This window comes from Streptacidiphilus rugosus AM-16, from assembly GCF_000744655.1.
Taxonomy (GTDB): domain Bacteria; phylum Actinomycetota; class Actinomycetes; order Streptomycetales; family Streptomycetaceae; genus Streptacidiphilus; species Streptacidiphilus rugosus.
In genome coordinates this window covers 3,196,874-3,211,589 of record NZ_JQMJ01000004.1, presented here as the reverse complement: position 1 = coordinate 3,211,589, position 14,716 = coordinate 3,196,874, and the positions used below count along the sequence as shown (strand labels likewise).

At 71.6% G+C, this 14,716-nt stretch carries 15 protein-coding genes and 1 pseudogene; 6 read left to right on the top strand and 10 right to left on the bottom strand.

The genetic code is table 11. The features are described 5' to 3' along the window. Positions 1-17 precede the first annotated feature (17 nt). Positions 18-455 carry a gamma-glutamylcyclotransferase gene (locus tag BS83_RS23420; RefSeq protein WP_037605551.1) on the bottom strand — a complete coding sequence of 146 codons (438 nt, stop codon included), beginning with the start codon at positions 453-455 and terminating at the stop codon, positions 18-20. Positions 456-567: 112 nt separating this feature from the next. Between BS83_RS23420 and BS83_RS23415 the strand changes: the two genes are divergently transcribed. Together BS83_RS23415 and BS83_RS23410 are read left to right on the top strand one after the other, a co-directional pair. Beyond that, positions 568-2,013 carry an NAD(P)H-quinone dehydrogenase gene (locus BS83_RS23415; protein WP_037605549.1) on the top strand — a complete coding sequence of 482 codons (1,446 nt, stop codon included), beginning with the start codon at positions 568-570 and terminating at the stop codon, positions 2,011-2,013. Between the two features lie 172 nt (positions 2,014-2,185). Further along, positions 2,186-3,004: pseudogene (locus BS83_RS23410) on the top strand (DeoR/GlpR family DNA-binding transcription regulator); the annotation flags it as partial. A 108-nt stretch (positions 3,005-3,112) separates the two neighbouring features. On the opposite strand, the gene BS83_RS23405 reads toward BS83_RS23410, so the two are convergent. Together BS83_RS23405 and BS83_RS23400 are read right to left on the bottom strand one after the other, a co-directional pair. Further along, entirely contained in the window at positions 3,113-4,138 is a 1,026-nt protein-coding gene (locus BS83_RS23405; protein WP_051943707.1) for a bile acid:sodium symporter family protein, read from the bottom strand. A 13-nt stretch (positions 4,139-4,151) separates the two neighbouring features. Continuing rightward, on the bottom strand, positions 4,152-5,909 hold the full coding sequence (locus BS83_RS23400) for an acetyl/propionyl/methylcrotonyl-CoA carboxylase subunit alpha (protein WP_037605548.1): 1,758 nt from the start codon (positions 5,907-5,909) through the stop codon (positions 4,152-4,154). Positions 5,910-6,093: 184 nt separating this feature from the next. Here BS83_RS23400 and BS83_RS23395 point away from each other — a divergent pair, with 184 nt between their 5' ends. Continuing rightward, entirely contained in the window at positions 6,094-6,567 is a 474-nt protein-coding gene (locus BS83_RS23395; RefSeq protein WP_037605547.1) for a hypothetical protein, read from the top strand. Here BS83_RS23395 and BS83_RS23390 read toward each other — a convergent pair. Both BS83_RS23390 and BS83_RS23385 read right to left on the bottom strand, forming a co-directional pair. Then, a complete protein-coding gene (locus tag BS83_RS23390; RefSeq protein WP_051943702.1) occupies positions 6,467-7,264 on the bottom strand; it encodes a hypothetical protein in 798 nt (265 codons plus the stop codon). The two genes, BS83_RS23395 and BS83_RS23390, sit on opposite strands and share 101 nt — an antisense overlap. A gap of 242 nt (positions 7,265-7,506) precedes the next feature. Then, positions 7,507-8,106 (bottom strand): nucleoside triphosphate pyrophosphatase, encoded by a 600-nt coding sequence (locus BS83_RS23385; RefSeq protein ID WP_037605546.1) that lies wholly within the window; start codon positions 8,104-8,106, stop codon positions 7,507-7,509. A gap of 46 nt (positions 8,107-8,152) precedes the next feature. Between BS83_RS23385 and BS83_RS23380 the strand changes: the two genes are divergently transcribed. Then, positions 8,153-8,914 carry an alpha/beta hydrolase family protein gene (locus BS83_RS23380; RefSeq protein WP_157597291.1) on the top strand — a complete coding sequence of 254 codons (762 nt, stop codon included), beginning with the start codon at positions 8,153-8,155 and terminating at the stop codon, positions 8,912-8,914. A gap of 7 nt (positions 8,915-8,921) precedes the next feature. Here BS83_RS23380 and mmpB read toward each other — a convergent pair whose 3' ends face one another. The 3 genes from mmpB to BS83_RS23370 all read right to left on the bottom strand — a co-directional run bounded on the left by mmpB (position 8,922) and on the right by BS83_RS23370 (position 11,007). Beyond that, a complete protein-coding gene (gene mmpB, locus BS83_RS48380; protein ID WP_269664863.1) occupies positions 8,922-9,047 on the bottom strand; it encodes a morphogenic membrane protein MmpB in 126 nt (41 codons plus the stop codon). A gap of 111 nt (positions 9,048-9,158) precedes the next feature. Further along, complete coding sequence (locus BS83_RS23375) at positions 9,159-9,368, bottom strand: acyl-CoA carboxylase subunit epsilon (protein WP_037605543.1); 210 nt, start codon at positions 9,366-9,368, stop codon at positions 9,159-9,161. Between the two features lie 43 nt (positions 9,369-9,411). Continuing rightward, positions 9,412-11,007: an acyl-CoA carboxylase subunit beta gene (locus BS83_RS23370; protein WP_037605541.1), complete on the bottom strand. Its 1,596-nt coding sequence runs from the start codon at positions 11,005-11,007 to the stop codon at positions 9,412-9,414. Positions 11,008-11,157: 150 nt separating this feature from the next. Between BS83_RS23370 and BS83_RS23365 the strand changes: the two genes are divergently transcribed. Beyond that, on the top strand, positions 11,158-12,021 hold the full coding sequence (locus BS83_RS23365; RefSeq protein ID WP_037605540.1) for a biotin--[acetyl-CoA-carboxylase] ligase: 864 nt from the start codon (positions 11,158-11,160) through the stop codon (positions 12,019-12,021). 101 nt (positions 12,022-12,122) lie between these two features. Continuing rightward, the gene (locus tag BS83_RS23360; RefSeq protein ID WP_408641032.1) at positions 12,123-13,325 is read left to right on the top strand and encodes an adenylate/guanylate cyclase domain-containing protein; all 1,203 of its coding nucleotides are present in this window, start codon (positions 12,123-12,125) and stop codon (positions 13,323-13,325) included. Here the strand turns inward: BS83_RS23360 and BS83_RS23355 are convergent. Together BS83_RS23355 and BS83_RS23350 are read right to left on the bottom strand one after the other, a co-directional pair. Then, the gene (locus BS83_RS23355) at positions 13,322-13,936 is read right to left on the bottom strand and encodes a DUF4291 domain-containing protein (protein ID WP_232248465.1); all 615 of its coding nucleotides are present in this window, start codon (positions 13,934-13,936) and stop codon (positions 13,322-13,324) included. The two genes, BS83_RS23360 and BS83_RS23355, sit on opposite strands and share 4 nt — an antisense overlap. Before the next feature lie 240 nt (positions 13,937-14,176). Next, on the bottom strand, positions 14,177-14,716 hold the full coding sequence (locus BS83_RS23350; RefSeq protein ID WP_037605537.1) for a hypothetical protein: 540 nt from the start codon (positions 14,714-14,716) through the stop codon (positions 14,177-14,179).

Here is a 14,716-nt window from a genome sequence, read left to right as displayed (position 1 = left end):
CCGGGCGCGCGGAACGATCAGCAGGGGCGCTTGCGCAGCTCCATCACGTAGTCGTGCGGCGCTCCCGCCGACTCCGCCGCGTCGGCGATGATGCCCAGATAACGGGCCGAGGGCAGGCCGCCCTCGTAGTCGTTCAGCACGTAGGTCCAGGCGGTCACATCGCCGTCCAGGGTGTGCACGCGGACCTTGAGCTTGCGGTAGAAGCCCAGCGGGACGCCCTCCCAGCGGTCCAGGCCCAGCTCGTCCATCGGCGCGATGTCGTAAAGGGCGACGAAGACTTGGTCCTTCTCGTCCTCGACGACCGTGGCGATCGAGCCCTCCCAGCCGAACTGCTCGCCGCCGAAGGTCAGCCTCCAGCCGTCCAGCCAACCGGTGCCGCGCAGCGGCGAGTGGGGGGCACGGCGGCTCATCTGCCGCGCGTCGAGGTTGCTGGCATACGCGGCGTAGAGCGTCATGCGTCATAGCCTACGGGAGCCGCGCGACCGGCCGGGTGCGGGCCGGGACCTTCCGCCCGGCGGCCCCGGCCCGGCGGCGGCCGGTGTCCGGCGGTGCCGAAAGTGCGGGAGAATGGAGCACGTGACTCGGATTGTGATCATCGGTGGCGGACCCGGCGGCTACGAGGCGGCGCTCGTCGCCGCACAACTCGGCGCGGAGGTGACCATCGTCGACCGCGACGGCCTCGGCGGCGCCGCGGTGCTGACCGACTGCGTCCCCTCCAAGACCCTGATCGCGACGGCCGAGGTGATGACCACCTTCGACAGCTCCTACGAGGAGCTCGGCATCGTCGTCCAGGATGACAGTCCCACGTCGAGCGCCCGCGTCGTCGGCGTCGACCTCGGCAAGGTCAACCGACGCGTCAAGCGCCTCGCGGTCGCCCAGTCGCACGACATCACCCAGTCCGTCACCCGCGCCGGCGTCACCCTGCTGCGCGGCCACGGCCGCCTCGAGGGCGACGGGCAGGCCATCGACGGCTCCCGCGGCGTCGTGGTGGAGCTCGCCGACGGCCAGACGCAGGAGCTGCGCGCCGACGTGGTGCTGCTGGCCACCGGCACCCACCCGCGCGAGCTGCCCGACGCGAAGCCCGACGGCGAGCGGATCCTCACCTGGACCCAGGTCTACAACCTGGAGGAGCTGCCCGAGGAGCTGATCGTGGTCGGCTCCGGCGTCACCGGAGCCGAGTTCGCCGGCGCGTACCAGGCGCTGGGTTCCAAGGTCACCCTCGTCTCCAGCCGCGACCGGGTGCTGCCGGGCGAGGACCCGGACGCGGCGACCGTCCTGGAGGACGTCTTCCGCCGCCGCGGCATGAACGTGATGAGCCGCTCGCGCGCCGAGTCGGCCCGCAGGATCGGCGACAAGGTCGAGGTCACCCTCTCCGACGGCCGGGTCATCACCGGTTCGCACTGCCTGATGGCAGTCGGCTCCATCCCCAACTCCGAGGGCATGGGCCTGGAGGCCGCCGGGGTGAAGACCTCGGAGTCCGGCCACATCAAGGTCGACCGGGTCTCCCGCACCAGCGCGCCCGGCGTGTACGCCGCGGGCGACGTCACCGGCGTGCTGCCGCTGGCCTCCGTCGCCGCCATGCAGGGCCGCATCGCGATGTACCACGCGCTGGGCGACGCGGTCGCGCCGCTGAACCTGAAGACGGTCTCCTCGAACGTCTTCACCGACCCGGAGATCGCGACGGTCGGCTACAGCGCCGCCGACGTGGAGTGCGGGAAGATGGACGCCGTCTGCGTGAAGCTGCCGCTGCGCAGCAACCCGCGCGCGAAGATGCAGGGCATCCGCGACGGCTTCGTGAAGCTCTTCTGCCGTCCTGGCACCGGGATCATCGTCGGCGGCATCGTGGTCGCCCCGCGCGCGAGCGAGCTGATCCACCCGATCTCGCTGGCCGTCGACAACAACCTGACGGTGGAGCAGGTCGCCAGCGCCTTCACCGTCTACCCCTCCGTCTCCGGCTCGATCGCCGAGGCCGCCAGGCAGCTGCACGTGCGCAAGCGCGCCGAAGGCAGTTGACGGCGCGTCGAGGGAGCGCGTTCGTCGCAGTGGGCGGCGCACAGTGTAGAGGTGTGCGCCGGTCTGCTGTGGACGTTTTGGGCAAGTAGGCGCAATCGCCTGAAAGCTAACGGTCGTGCACGTTACCGTCTGTTTCGTGTTCGCAGCAGAACGTCGCCAGTTGATCCTCGAAATGGTGCGTGCGAACGGAGCGGTTTCGCTCCGTGAGCTCGCCCGCGTCGTCCAGACCTCTGAGGTGACCGTCCGCAGGGACGTGCGCGCCCTGGAGGCCGAAGGCCTGCTCGACCGCCGGCACGGGGGCGCGGTGCTCCCCGGCGGATTCACCCGAGAGCCCGGATACCCTCAGAAAACTCATCTCGCCGCCGCCGAGAAGAGCGCCATCGCCGACCTCGCCGCGACCATGGTCGCCGAGGGCGACGCCATCGTCGTGGGCGCGGGCACGACCACCCAGGAGCTCGCCCGCAGGCTCGCCAGAGTCCCGGGCCTGACCGTGGTCACCAACTCGCTCCTGGTCGCCCAGGCGCTGGCCCACGCCAACCGCGTGGAGGTGGTGATGACGGGCGGTACGCTCCGCGGCTCCAACTACGCGCTCGTGGGCAGCGGCGCGGAGCAGTCGCTGCAGGGGCTGCGGGTGGCCCGCGCCTTCGTCTCCGGCAGCGGGCTGAGCGCGGAGCGCGGCCTGTCGACGACCAACATGCTGTCGGCCTCGGTCGACCGCGCGCTGGTCAGCGCTGCGGCGGAGGTCGTGGTCCTGGCGGACCACGGCAAGCTCGGCAACGACACCATGTTCCAGACGGTCCCCAGCGAGGCGATCACCCATCTGGTCACGGACGAGCAGTCCACCCTCGCCGAACCCTCCGCCCGTGAGCTGGACGCCCTGGCCGACCGCGGCGTCCAGGTCCACATCGCCCCCATGACCCCAGCGGCGGCCTACCCCTCCACCCCTCCTGACGCCCCCCGCCGCCCCGCCGGCTTCCCGGGGCAGCGCCGCGGCCCGGTGCCGGTCGTGTCGGGGCGCCGCTGAGGCGCCCCGCAGGGGCGCGAGGAACCGCGCGAACAACCGGCCTGTGCCGATGGCCCTGCTCGTTCGGCGAGCTACCTAGGCGGGTGGCTTGTCGCGCAGTTCCTCGCGCCCCTGCGGGGCCATCCGGCGTGCGATGACCGTGCAGGCCATCAGCTGGATCTGGTGGAAGAGCATCAGCGGCAGCACGAGCAGGCTCACGGACGCGGGCGGAAACAGCACCGCGGCCATCGGCAGGCCGGTGGCCAGGCTCTTCTTCGAGCCGCAGAAGATCAGCACGATGCGGTCCGCGCGGCGGAAGCCGAGCCGTCGGCCCGCCGTGGCGGTGATGCCCAGGACGGCGAAGAGCAGCGCCACGCAGGTGCCCAGCAGCACCGCCAGCCGCGCAGGCGACAGCGCGCTCCAGACCCCGTCGACCATGCCCTCGCTGAACGCGCCGTAGACGACCAGCAGGATCGACCCGCGGTCGACCAGGGACAGGGCGGGCCGGTGGCGGGTCGTCCAGCCGGCGATCCAGCGCCGGGAGAGCTGGCCGAGCAGGAACGGCAGGAGCAGTTGGAGCACCAGGTCCAGCGCCGAGCCGGCGTCGACATGGGCGCTGCCGCCCATGAGCCAGGCGGTCAGCAGCGGGGTGAGCGCGATGCCGACGAGGCTGGAGAAGGAGGCCGCGCAGACCGCGGCCGCCACGTTGCCGCCCGCGATGGACGTGAAGGCGATCGAGGACTGGACGGTCGACGGCAGCAGGGTGAGAAAGAGCACGCCCTTCGCCAGCGACGCGCCCAGCAGCGGCGTGGTCAGCCACTGAGCCAGCACGCCCAGCAGCGGGAACAGCGCGAAGGTCGCCAGCAGGACGGCCAGGTGCAGGCGCCACTGCCGCGCGCCGTCCAGCGCCGCCTTCGGGGAGAGCCGCGCGCCGTAGAGGAAGAACAGCAGGCCGATGGCGACCCTGGTCGCCACCGAGACCGCGTGCGCCCCGCCGCCCTCGGCCGGGAACAGCGCCGCCAGGCCGACCGTGGCCAGGATCGCCAGCAGGAACGGATCGACGCCCACCCGGCCGAGCGCGGTGCGCAGGTCCGTGGTGGGCGTCGATCGTGGTGCGTTCATACGTGGAGCTGGGTCAGTCCTTGATCTCGCAGATCACCGCGCCGGAGGTGACGGTCGCGCCGACCTCGGCGCTGATACCGACGATGGTGCCCGCCTTGTGGGCGTTCAGCGGCTGCTCCATCTTCATGGCCTCCAGGACGACCACCAGGTCGCCCTCGGCGACGGTCTGGCCCTCCTCGACGGCGACCTTGACGATGGTGCCCTGCATCGGCGAGGCGAGCGTGTCGCCGGAGGCGGCGGAGCCGCCCTTGCCGGAGACCGCGCGGCGCTTGGCCTTGCCGCCACCGGCCGCCGCACGCGGCGCGCCGGCGGTGGCGCCCAGGCCTGCCGGAAGGGAGACCTCGATCCGCTTGCCGCCGACCTCGACGACGACCGTCTCGCGGCCCTCGGGCTCCTCGCCGTCACCGGCGGGGGCCGCGAACGGCGGGATGGTGTTGACGAACTCGGTCTCGATCCAGCGGGTGAACACCTGGAACGGGTCGGAGGTGAACGCCGGGTCGGTGACGACCGCGCGGTGGAACGGGATGGCGGTGGCCATGCCCTCGACCTTGAACTCCGCCAGCGCGCGGGCGGCACGCTGCAGCGCCTGCTCGCGGGTCGCGCCGGAGACGATCAGCTTGGCCAGCAGCGAGTCCCAGGCGGGGCCGATGACCGAGCCGGTCTCGACGCCGGAGTCCAGACGGACGCCGGGGCCGGACGGCGGGGCGAAGAGGGTGACGGTGCCGGGAGCCGGGAGGAAGTTGCGGCCCGGGTCCTCACCGTTGATGCGGAACTCGAAGGAGTGGCCGCGCACCTCGGGGTCGTCGTAGCCGAGCGCCTCGCCGTCGGCGATGCGGAACATCTCCCTGACCAGGTCGATGCCGGTGACCTCCTCGGAGACCGGGTGCTCGACCTGGAGGCGGGTGTTCACCTCGAGGAAGGAGATCGTGCCGTCGTTGGCGACCAGGAACTCGCAGGTCCCGGCGCCGACGTAGCCGGCCTCCTTGAGGATGGCCTTGGAGGCCGCGTACAGCTGGGCGTTCTGCTCCTCGGTGAGGAAGGGCGCGGGGGCCTCCTCGACCAGCTTCTGGTGACGGCGCTGGAGCGAGCAGTCACGGGTGGAGACGATGACCACGTTGCCGTGCTTGTCGGCGAGACACTGGGTCTCCACGTGGCGCGGCTTGTCCAGGTAGCGCTCCACGAAGCACTCGCCGCGACCGAACGCCGCGACGGCCTCACGGACGGCCGACTCGTACAGCTCGGGGATCTCCTCGAGCGTGCGGGCGACCTTCAGACCGCGGCCGCCGCCGCCGAACGCGGCCTTGATCGCGATCGGCAGGCCGTGCTCGCGGGCGAACGCGACGACCTCGTCCGGGCCCGCGACCGGGTCCGGGGTGCCGGCGACCAGCGGCGCGCCGGCGCGCTGGGCGACGTGGCGGGCGGTGACCTTGTCACCGAGGTCGCGGATGGCCTGCGGCGGCGGGCCGATCCAGATCAGGCCCGCGTCCAGGACGGCCTGGGCGAAATCGGCGTTCTCGGAGAGAAAGCCGTATCCGGGGTGTACCGCGTCCGCGCCCGAGTCGGCGGCTGCCTTGAGCACCTTGGCCATGTCCAGGTAGCTGGTGGCCGGGGTGTCGCCACCGAGGGCGAAGGCCTCGTCGGCAGCGCGGACGTGGAGCGCGTCCCGGTCAGGCTCGGCATAGACGGCGACGCTCGCGATACCGGCGTCCCGACAGGCACGAGCGACGCGGACGGCAATTTCTCCGCGGTTGGCGATGAGCACCTTGCGCACTGTGGCTCCCTTCATGAACCCAGGAGAGTTTAGGGAATCTCGGGGTGTACTGCCGAGTCCGTTCCGGTGGTGACCTTGCCCACACGCTGGGTGAGCGGCTTTGATCCCACGGTACGCCGCGCCGGTTGAAGGAGGGTTGTGCCACGGTCTTCCGCACTTGACTACTGATCAGTAAGGTACGGCCATGCGGAGATGGACAGCGGTCGCGGCGATGGTCCTGCTGGTGCTGGAGGCGGGTGTCTCGGTGCTCTTCGCCCTCGTGATGGGCAAGGCCGCGAACTACCAGCACATGCAGCTGGCCGGCCTGAAGACCTCGGCGATAGCCAACGGCGCGTACGTGGGGCTCAGCGTCCAGGCGGCCTTCCTGCTGCTGGTCGCCGTGCTGCTGCTGCGGCTGGCGATCCGCGCCACCAGCGAGACCGGACGGCTCACCCGCTTCGCGGTGATCGCGGCCGCCGTCTTCCACGGGATCCTGGCGGCCCTGCTGCTCGCCCTGTCCGGTGTGACGGCGTTCCTGGTGGTGGCGCTCACGCTGACGCTGCTGGTGCTGGTGCTCTTCATTCCGCCGAGTGGTTCGCCAGCTCCCGCGACGACGCCGACCCCTCCGGCTCCTCCCGTTCCTCCGACGGCGCCGGGGCCTGCTGCACCTGCCGCGTGACGTCGCCGATGAGCTCGATCACGTCCGAGCCGTAGTTGTCGGGCTGCAGCACCTTGAAGAGCAGGGCGAAGGTCGAGCCCGTGTGGTGCTTGCGGCTCAACTCCTGGTAGTTGCGCGTCAGGTGGCGCACCACGGCGAGGTTGGCGACGGCGGTCTGGCCGCAGACGAGGAAGGTGGGCTGGCCCTGCGCGCCCACGGCGATCCTGGCCAGCAGCGCGTAGTCGACGACGCCGGGCTCGCGGGTGAAGCGGTCGGCGCCGCCGAGCACGAACTGGTTGACGTTGCCCGCCTCCCACTCGGCGACGTGTGCGAAGCCGGGCAGCTTGAGGCGCAGGTGCGCGGCGGTGCGCTCGTTGGCGGTCGGGCCGCCGATGCAGAACTCGGCGCGGTCGCCGATGCCCTGACGTATCTGGTTGGCGGGCTTCACGGCGTACTGCCCCCCGCATTCGTGCGCGAGCGCGGACAGCTCCATGAGGGCGTAGACGTCGTTCTGCGCGACGATCCGGTCCGAGTCGGCGGAGCCGGCCTTGCGCGGGACGACGAGCAGCGCCTCGCTCCCGGGGCGCATGCCGAAGAACGCCCGCTTGCGTTCGAGCCGCCGGCGGCGCAGCAGCGCCTGCAACGCCCAGGCGAGGACGGCGCTGAACGCGCTGGAGAGCACGCCGAGGACGATGTTCCAGATGTCACCGTTGCTCATGGCCGCCCCGCCCCGAAGAGAACTGATCCTTCGACAGAGAGCATGCACTACCCACAGGGTCGCGGGGAACCGTGGGCAGGCGAGGAACCATGCAGTGCCAGGGGCGCGGGGCTCTGCTGAGATGCGGCTCCGCCGCGTGGGCGCGAGGAACCACTGTGTGCGGATGGCCCTGCGCGTTCAGGACCGTCTGCTCATCAGTGGCTTGTCGCGCAGAGCCTCGCGCCCCTGGGGGGAGTGCAAGTTCACGCCCAGAGGTCGGTGATGCGGACGTTCAGTTCGGTGAGAAGCGCGCGGAGGAGCGGGAGGGACAGGCCGATGACGTTGCCGTGGTCGCCTTCGATGCCGTTCAGGAAGGGTGCCGAGCGGCCGTCCAGGGTGAAGGCGCCGGCGACGTGGAGGGGCTCGCCGGAGGCGACGTAGGCGTCGATCTCCGCGTCGTCGGGGGTGCCGAAGCGGACCGTCGTGGAGGCCGTCGCGGAGGCGCGCGCGCCGCTGCGGAGGTCGATGACGCAGTGGCCGGTCTGCAGGACGCCGCTGCGCCCGCGCATCGCGTGCCAGCGGGCCCGCGCCTCCGTCGCGTCGGCGGGCTTGCCGAGGGCCTGGCCGTCCAGTTCCAGCACGGAGTCGCAGCCGACGACCAGCTCGCCGTCGGTCAGCTGCGCGGCGACCGCCGCGGCCTTCGCCTCGGCGAGGACGAGCGCCAGCTCGCCCGGCGTGGGCGCGGTGAGCGCGTCCTCGTCGACGCCGCTGACGATCACCTTCGGGTCCAGTCCCGCCTGACGCAGCAGGCCCAGCCGGGCAGGGGAGGCGGAGGCGAGGACGAGGGTGCGCTTGTCGGTCATGAGGTCCACACTAGTGCGGGATCGGCGTCGGCTACGGGGGTGGCGAATGCTCGGGAGGAGGGCTGCGGTACTGGTGGTCTGCGCGGTGCTGGGGCCGGCGGGGTGCGCGAGCGGCCAGACCGGCGGCGGGGCGACCGCCTCGCCCGCGTCTCCCACCTCGGCGACCGCCGCGGCGCAGGACTACGGCTGCCTCACGCCCGATCAGGTCCCGGGTGCGTACCAGCTCAAGCTGAGCGACCAGCCCACGACGGCGGACGCCTTCGCCGCGGGACACGGCAGGGTCGGCGTCGTCCTCGCCCACATGGCGGGGGAGTCGGTGTGCGAATGGGCGCCCTGGGTGTCGAAGTTCGCGGCCGAGGGTTATCTCGCCACGACCTTCACCGCCGTCGGCCCCACGGACGCCAACGTGGGCGACGCGATCACCGAGCTGAAGCGCAGGGGCGCCACCAGGGTGCTGCTCGTCGGCGGGTCGAAGGGCGGCACCGCCGTGCTGGTCGCCGCCTCGCGGCCGCAGGCGTTGCCGGTCGCGGCGGTGGTGAGCCTGAGCGGTCCGGCGCAGTACCAGGGGATGGACGCGGGCGCGGCGGTGCCGCGGCTGACCATGCCGGTCCTCTTCATGGCCGACGCCGACGACTCTCCGTTCGACGACGACGCCAAGTCGCTTGCCGCGGAGGCGAAGCGGGCTCAGGTGCACTGGCTGAAGCTCTATCCGGGCGCATCCCACGCCAGCGCGGTGCTCGGCAACCCGGCGGCGCTGGCCGACTTCACCGCGTTCGTCGCGAAGTACGCGCCGCCGACGGTGGGTTGAGCGTCACTCAGACCATCACCAGGATCAGCGCCAGCGACGCGCAGACGGCGATCAGTACCCCGGCCCGACGGAGCAGTTCGCGGATGCGAAGTGCTTCCGACCGGGTCTCGTCGGGCGGGTCTGACCAGAGCATTTCTCCACTGTGCGCCGAGTGCCTCGGGTGGCGCATGAGTACGGCTACTCAAATCGGGCGGACCGGGCCCCGAAGGGCCCGGTCCGGGAGTGCCGTGCCGGGGAGCCGCGGTCAGCGACCCGCCCAGGCGGAGGTGCGCCAGGCGTGCGGGCCCGGGTGGGGCATGCGGCGCATGGCGGAGGCGCGGTCACGCCAGACCTTGGCGGTGGGCGCTTCCGGGGCGTCGGCGGCTGCGGCCGACGCCCTGGCCGAGACCACTGCCAGGACGGCGGCGAGCTCCTCGGGATTGGGCTGACCGTGCAGCACACGGATGGGGGCCATGGGGCCGTTCCTCTTCCTGTGGGTCTCTTCCTGCGGGGCCGGGTCAGAGCGGGATGTTGCCGTGCTTCTTCGGCGGCAGCGACTCGCGCTTGTTGCGCAGCGCCCGCAGGCCCTTCACGACGTGCTGGCGGGTCTCGGACGGCATGATCACCGCGTCGACGTAGCCGCGCTCGGCCGCGATGTACGGGTTGAGCAGGGTGTCCTCGTAGTTCTGCATCAGCTCGGCCCGCTTGGCCTCGGGGTCGTCCGCCGTGGCCAGCGCGCCGCGGTGCAGGATGTTGACCGCGCCCTGCGCGCCCATGACGGCGATCTGCGCGGTCGGCCAGGCCAGGTTGAGGTCCGCGCCCAGGTGCTTGGAGCCCATGACGTCGTAGGCGCCGCCGAAGGCCTTACGGGTGATGACCGTGATCAGCGGGACGGTCGCCTCCGCGTAGGCGTAGATCAGCTTCGCGCCGCGGCGGATGATGCCGTCCCACTCCTGGCCCGTCCCGGGCAGGAAGCCGGGGACGTCGACGAAGGTCAGCACCGGGATGTTGAACGCGTCGCAGGTCCGCACGAAACGCGCGGCCTTCTCGCTCGCGTCGATGTCGAGGCAGCCGGCGAACTGCATCGGCTGGTTGGCGACGATGCCCACGGCGTGGCCCTCGACCCGGCCGAAGCCGGTCAGGATGTTGGGCGCGAAGAGCTCCTGCGTCTCCAGGAACTCGCCGTCGTCGAGGACGTGCTCGATGACCTTGTGCATGTCGTACGGCTGGTTGGCCGAGTCCGGGATGATGACGTCGAGCTCCTCGTCCTCCGCGGAGGTGGCGAGGTCCGCCTCCTCCGGGAAGGACGGCGGGTCCTCCAGGTTGTTGGAGGGCAGGTAGGAGAGCAGCGCCTTGACGTACTCGACGGCCTCCTTCTCGTCCGAGGCCATGTGGTGCGCGACACCCGACTTGGAGTTGTGCGCGCGGGCGCCGCCGAGCTCCTCCATGCCGACGTCCTCGCCCGTGACGGTCTTGATCACGTCGGGTCCGGTGATGAACATGTGCGAGGTCTGGTCGGCCATCACGATGAAGTCCGTGATCGCGGGGGAGTAGACCGCGCCGCCGGCGCAGGGGCCCATGATCAGCGAGATCTGCGGGATCACACCGGAGGCCAGCACGTTGCGGCGGAAGATCTCGCCGTAGAGGCCGAGCGAGGCCACGCCCTCCTGGATGCGCGCGCCGCCGGAGTCGTTGATGCCGATCATCGGGCAGCCGGTCTTCAGGGCGAAGTCCATCACCTTGACGATCTTCTCGCCGAAGACCTCGCCGAGGGAGCCGCCGAAGACGGTGAAGTCCTGTGCGAAGACCGCGACCTGACGGCCGTCGACGGTGCCGTAGCCGGTCACCACGCCGTCGCCGTAGGGGCGGTTCTTCTCCTGGCCGAAGTTGGTGGAGCGGTGCCGCGCGAACTCGTCGAACTCGACGAAGGAGCCCTCGTCCAGCAGCTGGTGCACCCGCTCACGGGCCGTCATCTTGCCCTTGGCGTGCTGCTTCTCCACGGCGCGCGCCGAACCGGAGTGGACCGCCTCGTCGACGCGGCGGCGCAGATCGGCGATCTTGCCGGCGGTGGTGTGGATGTCCACGTCGGCGTTGGCGTGGTCAGCGGAGGACATGTGGGGGCGGCTCCCGTCAGGAGGGGTAGTGCCGACGCCCGGCCGGGGAGGCCTGGGCACACGGCACCAACGGGTGGGTTTCCGATCAGTAGGTTAGCCACGACGGCCTGCCTCGGATACAGCGAGTGACACGGGTCATACGCTTGCGTCGTGAGCGAATCCCCGTGGAGTGACCTCGACCGCCCGCCGCTGCGCGCCGCCCAGCTGAACCGCGACCCCGGACGCCTGGGCGAGCTGTGGAACAGCCTGGTGGTGGTCGGCGAGACGGGCTCGACCAACAGTGACCTGGCGGAGCTGGCCGCGCGGGGCGCCCCTGAGGGCGCCGTGCTGGTGGCCGAACTGCAGACGCACGGCAAGGGCCGGCTGGACCGCGCCTGGGTGGCGCCCGCGCGCTCGGGGATCTTTCTCTCCGTGCTGCTCCGCCCGGGTGACGCGGGCGTGCCCAGGGACAACTGGAGCTGGCTGCCGCTGCTGGTCGGCGTGGCCGCGTCCAGCGCGCTCAGCCGGGCCGCGCAGACGCCCGTCCGGCTGAAGTGGCCGAACGACCTGCTGGTCGGCGTCGGCAGCGATCCTTCGCGGAAGGAGGAGCGCAAGCTCGGCGGCATCCTCACCGAGCTGGCCGACGAAGGCCGGGCGGTGGTCGCGGGCCTCGGGATCAACGTCACCCTGCGGGAGCCGGAGCTGCCGGTGCCGACCGCCGCGTCGTTGCTGCTGGCGGGCGCGCCGGTGACGGACAGGGAGATCCTGCTGCGCGAGCTGCTGCGCACCTTCTCCGAGCTCTACGAGGAGTGGTGCGCCGACGGCGGCGACCCGGCGGCGACGCGGCTGCGCGAGGCCTACCTGGACCAGTGCGCGACCATCGGCAAGCACGTACGGGTGCTGCTGCCGGGTGACAAGCAGTTGGTCGGCGAGGCGGTGGACGTGGACGAGCTGGGCCGGCTGGTGCTGCGCGAGCCCAGCGGCGCGGAGCACGCCGTCAGCGCGGGCGACGTGATCCACGTGCGGGGGGCCTGAGCGGGGCCTCGAGCGGGGCCCCGACGGGCCGGAGAAGGGCGGTTCGACCGGGGCGGATGCCCCGGAACCGCGCATTCCGTGCGAGTATCACTGGGCGAGGTGTGAGCAAGGACACGCCCCTCCCGCGTGGGGTGGCGCGTCGCGAGGACGGACGGGACGGACAGGTGGGCGACCGGGACCGGGAGCAGCACGGCGAGCAGGAGCATCGCGACTCGGTGGCCTTGCAACTGGAGCAGCTGATCCTCGACTCCGAGCGCCAGTACACCCCCTACCAGGCGGCGCGCGCCGCCGGCGTCTCGATGGAGCTCGCCTCGCGCTTCTGGCGGGCGATGGGCTTCGCCGACATCGGGCAGTCCAGGGCGCTGACCGAGTCCGACGTCATCGCGCTGCGGCGGCTCGCGGGCCTGGTCGAGGCCGGACTGCTGAGCGAGCGGATGGCCATCCAGGTCGCCCGGTCGACCGGACAGACCACCGCGCGGCTCGCCGAGTGGCAGATCGACACCTTCCTCGAGCACCTGACCGCCGCGTCCGAGCCGGGCCTGACCCGGGCGGAGGTCGCCTACCCGCTGGTCGAGCTGCTGCTGCCGGAGCTGGAGCAGTTCCTGATCTACGTGTGGCGGCGTCAGCTCGCCGCGGTGACCGGGCGGGTCGTCCAGGCCGAGAACGACGAGGAGATGCAGAGCGGCCGGCTCGCCGTGGGCTTCGCCGACCTGGTCGGCTTCACCCGGCTCTCGCGCCGACTGGAGGACGACGAGCTGGGCGAGCTGGTCGAGAACTTCGAGTCGACCTGCGCGGACCTGGTCGCCGGGCGCGGCGGCCGCCTGGTGAAGACGCTGGGTGACGAGATCCTCTTCGTCTCCGACGAGGCGGCGACGGCCGCGGACATCGCGCTGGCCCTGGTGGAGACGATGGGCAAGGACGACTCCATGCCCGCGCTGCGGGTGGGCATGGCCTTCGGCACGGTCACCACACGAATGGGCGACGTCTTCGGCACCACGGTCAACCTCGCGTCCCGGCTCACCTCCATCGCCCCGAAGGACGCGGTCCTCTGCGACGAGCAGCTGGCCGCCGCGCTCGAACGCGAGGGCGCGGTCCCGCCGGTCGAGCCGTCGGGCGCGGACGCCCTGCAGACCATCTCCTCCGTCGGCGTCGCCCCCTCGGACGAGACCCACGTCCAGCTCCCGCTGCCCGACGCGGAGTTCCGCTTCGCCCTGCAGCCGATGTGGCGCCGCCCGGTCCGCGGCCTCGGCCTGGTCGAGCCGTGGCTGCTGACCCGGCGGATGCCGGGCAGCCAGGGCTCCTAGCCGCCGGCGCCGATGCGGGCCCGCAACGCCTCGGCGAGCGGGTACGGGGTCTCGGCCGGGATCAGCGCGTCGGCGTCTGCGGCGCGTCCGGCCCTGACGAGCGCGTGCGTCTCGTGGGCGAGGGCGGTGACGTCCGTGACGCCGGTGATCCACTCGTCGACGTAGCGGCGGACGGCGTCCCCGGAGAGGCCGATCTGCACGGCCCGGTGCGGGAGTTCCTGTTGCCGGGTCGAGCGCTCCGGGTCCCACTGGATCCGGACCGGGCTCTCCCTCAGCAGCGCCTTCCACTCGGCGGCGGAGGCGTGCCGCTCCCGGTCGTAGTGGCTCAGGCAGGCCCGCGCGAGCGCCCACTCGAAGCCGGTCCGGCTGATCCGTACGGCCAGCACCCGCTCCTGCCCCGCCTTCCGGCCCCACCCGGAGCGGTACATCATCCACCGGAACGACGGCTTGATCCACGTCATCCGCTCCCGCTTGAACGGCGCGACGAAGGTCCCGGCGGCGAGCGCGGCCTCGGCGATGTCGGGAGGGTAGGCCTGGTAGACCGTCAGGGTCTCGGCGTCGTGGTCGGCGCGGATCTGGCGCAGGGGGATCAGGGCTGGTCTCCGTTTCACGGGGTGACTGCCGACGGCAGTCGGCGCGATCCCATCACGGGGGCGGCGGCCGAGGGAACCGCCTTTCGCGGCGCGGTCTCCGGGAACCGGGGCCAACCGTCGTAGGTCCTTCGTGCCATCAGCGCTGCGATTTGGAGGCCGGCCCGGAGCGGGTGTCTGGTTCATGATCGCCGTCGATGCCTGGGAGGACGAGGACGAGCGGATCCAGGCCTCAGCGTAGACAGGTAGCCTGGATCGCACTCAGGCAGACTCGGTCCAGGGGTGAGGCAGATCGTCCTCAGGCGCGAACAGGGCGTTGTAGACGCGGACGTCGGCGACATCCGGGAGCTGCAGCTCCACACGGGCCGAGAGCTGCTCGGACGACAGCAGTTCGAGCCCTCCCTGTGAGAGGGCCCTCAGCACGGCCTGGATCCGACCGTCCGCCGCCTTGGCGCCCGGCTCGATCACATGCGGGGTCGGTGTGTCCAGATCTGCTTGGAGCATCGCGTACCGGCCAACCATGGACAGCCGCAGGAACAGCGGATCCCCATCTCCCACAAGGTAGTTGAAACTGACGTCGCTGTTCGTGTCCGTCTCGTCCGAGACGGTCTCGTATCGGCTGAGCACGCCGATGAGGTCGAGATACGGCTGCCGGTGCAGAGCCTTGGACACGAAGGCCCGTCGGGGAGCCGTGAGGTCCCCGTAAGCGGCCTGGACATGCTGCTGCAGCAGCTCCCAGTCGTGCCACTTCCAGGCCGCACCGGGAACGTCCTTCTTGGCGTTCTTCTTGCTGCTGCTCAT

Bases quoted from the DNA above. Each gene is read 5' to 3' on its own strand.
- BS83_RS23420 (WP_037605551.1), bottom strand. From the start codon at position 455: ATGACGCTCTACGCCGCGTATGCCAGCAACCTCGACGCGCGGCAGATG.
- BS83_RS23415 (WP_037605549.1), top strand. From the start codon at position 568: ATGGAGCACGTGACTCGGATTGTGATCATCGGTGGCGGACCCGGCGGC.
- BS83_RS23405 (WP_051943707.1), bottom strand. From the start codon at position 4,138: ATGAACGCACCACGATCGACGCCCACCACGGACCTGCGCACCGCGCTC.
- BS83_RS23395 (WP_037605547.1), top strand. From the start codon at position 6,094: ATGCGGAGATGGACAGCGGTCGCGGCGATGGTCCTGCTGGTGCTGGAG.
- BS83_RS23390 (WP_051943702.1), bottom strand. From the start codon at position 7,264: ATGAGCAACGGTGACATCTGGAACATCGTCCTCGGCGTGCTCTCCAGC.
- BS83_RS23385 (WP_037605546.1), bottom strand. From the start codon at position 8,106: ATGACCGACAAGCGCACCCTCGTCCTCGCCTCCGCCTCCCCTGCCCGG.
- BS83_RS23380 (WP_157597291.1), top strand. From the start codon at position 8,153: ATGCTCGGGAGGAGGGCTGCGGTACTGGTGGTCTGCGCGGTGCTGGGG.
- mmpB (WP_269664863.1), bottom strand. From the start codon at position 9,047: ATGCTCTGGTCAGACCCGCCCGACGAGACCCGGTCGGAAGCACTTCGC.
- BS83_RS23375 (WP_037605543.1), bottom strand. From the start codon at position 9,368: ATGGCCCCCATCCGTGTGCTGCACGGTCAGCCCAATCCCGAGGAGCTC.
- BS83_RS23370 (WP_037605541.1), bottom strand. From the start codon at position 11,007: ATGTCCTCCGCTGACCACGCCAACGCCGACGTGGACATCCACACCACC.
- BS83_RS23350 (WP_037605537.1), bottom strand. From the start codon at position 14,716: ATGAGCAGCAGCAAGAAGAACGCCAAGAAGGACGTTCCCGGTGCGGCC.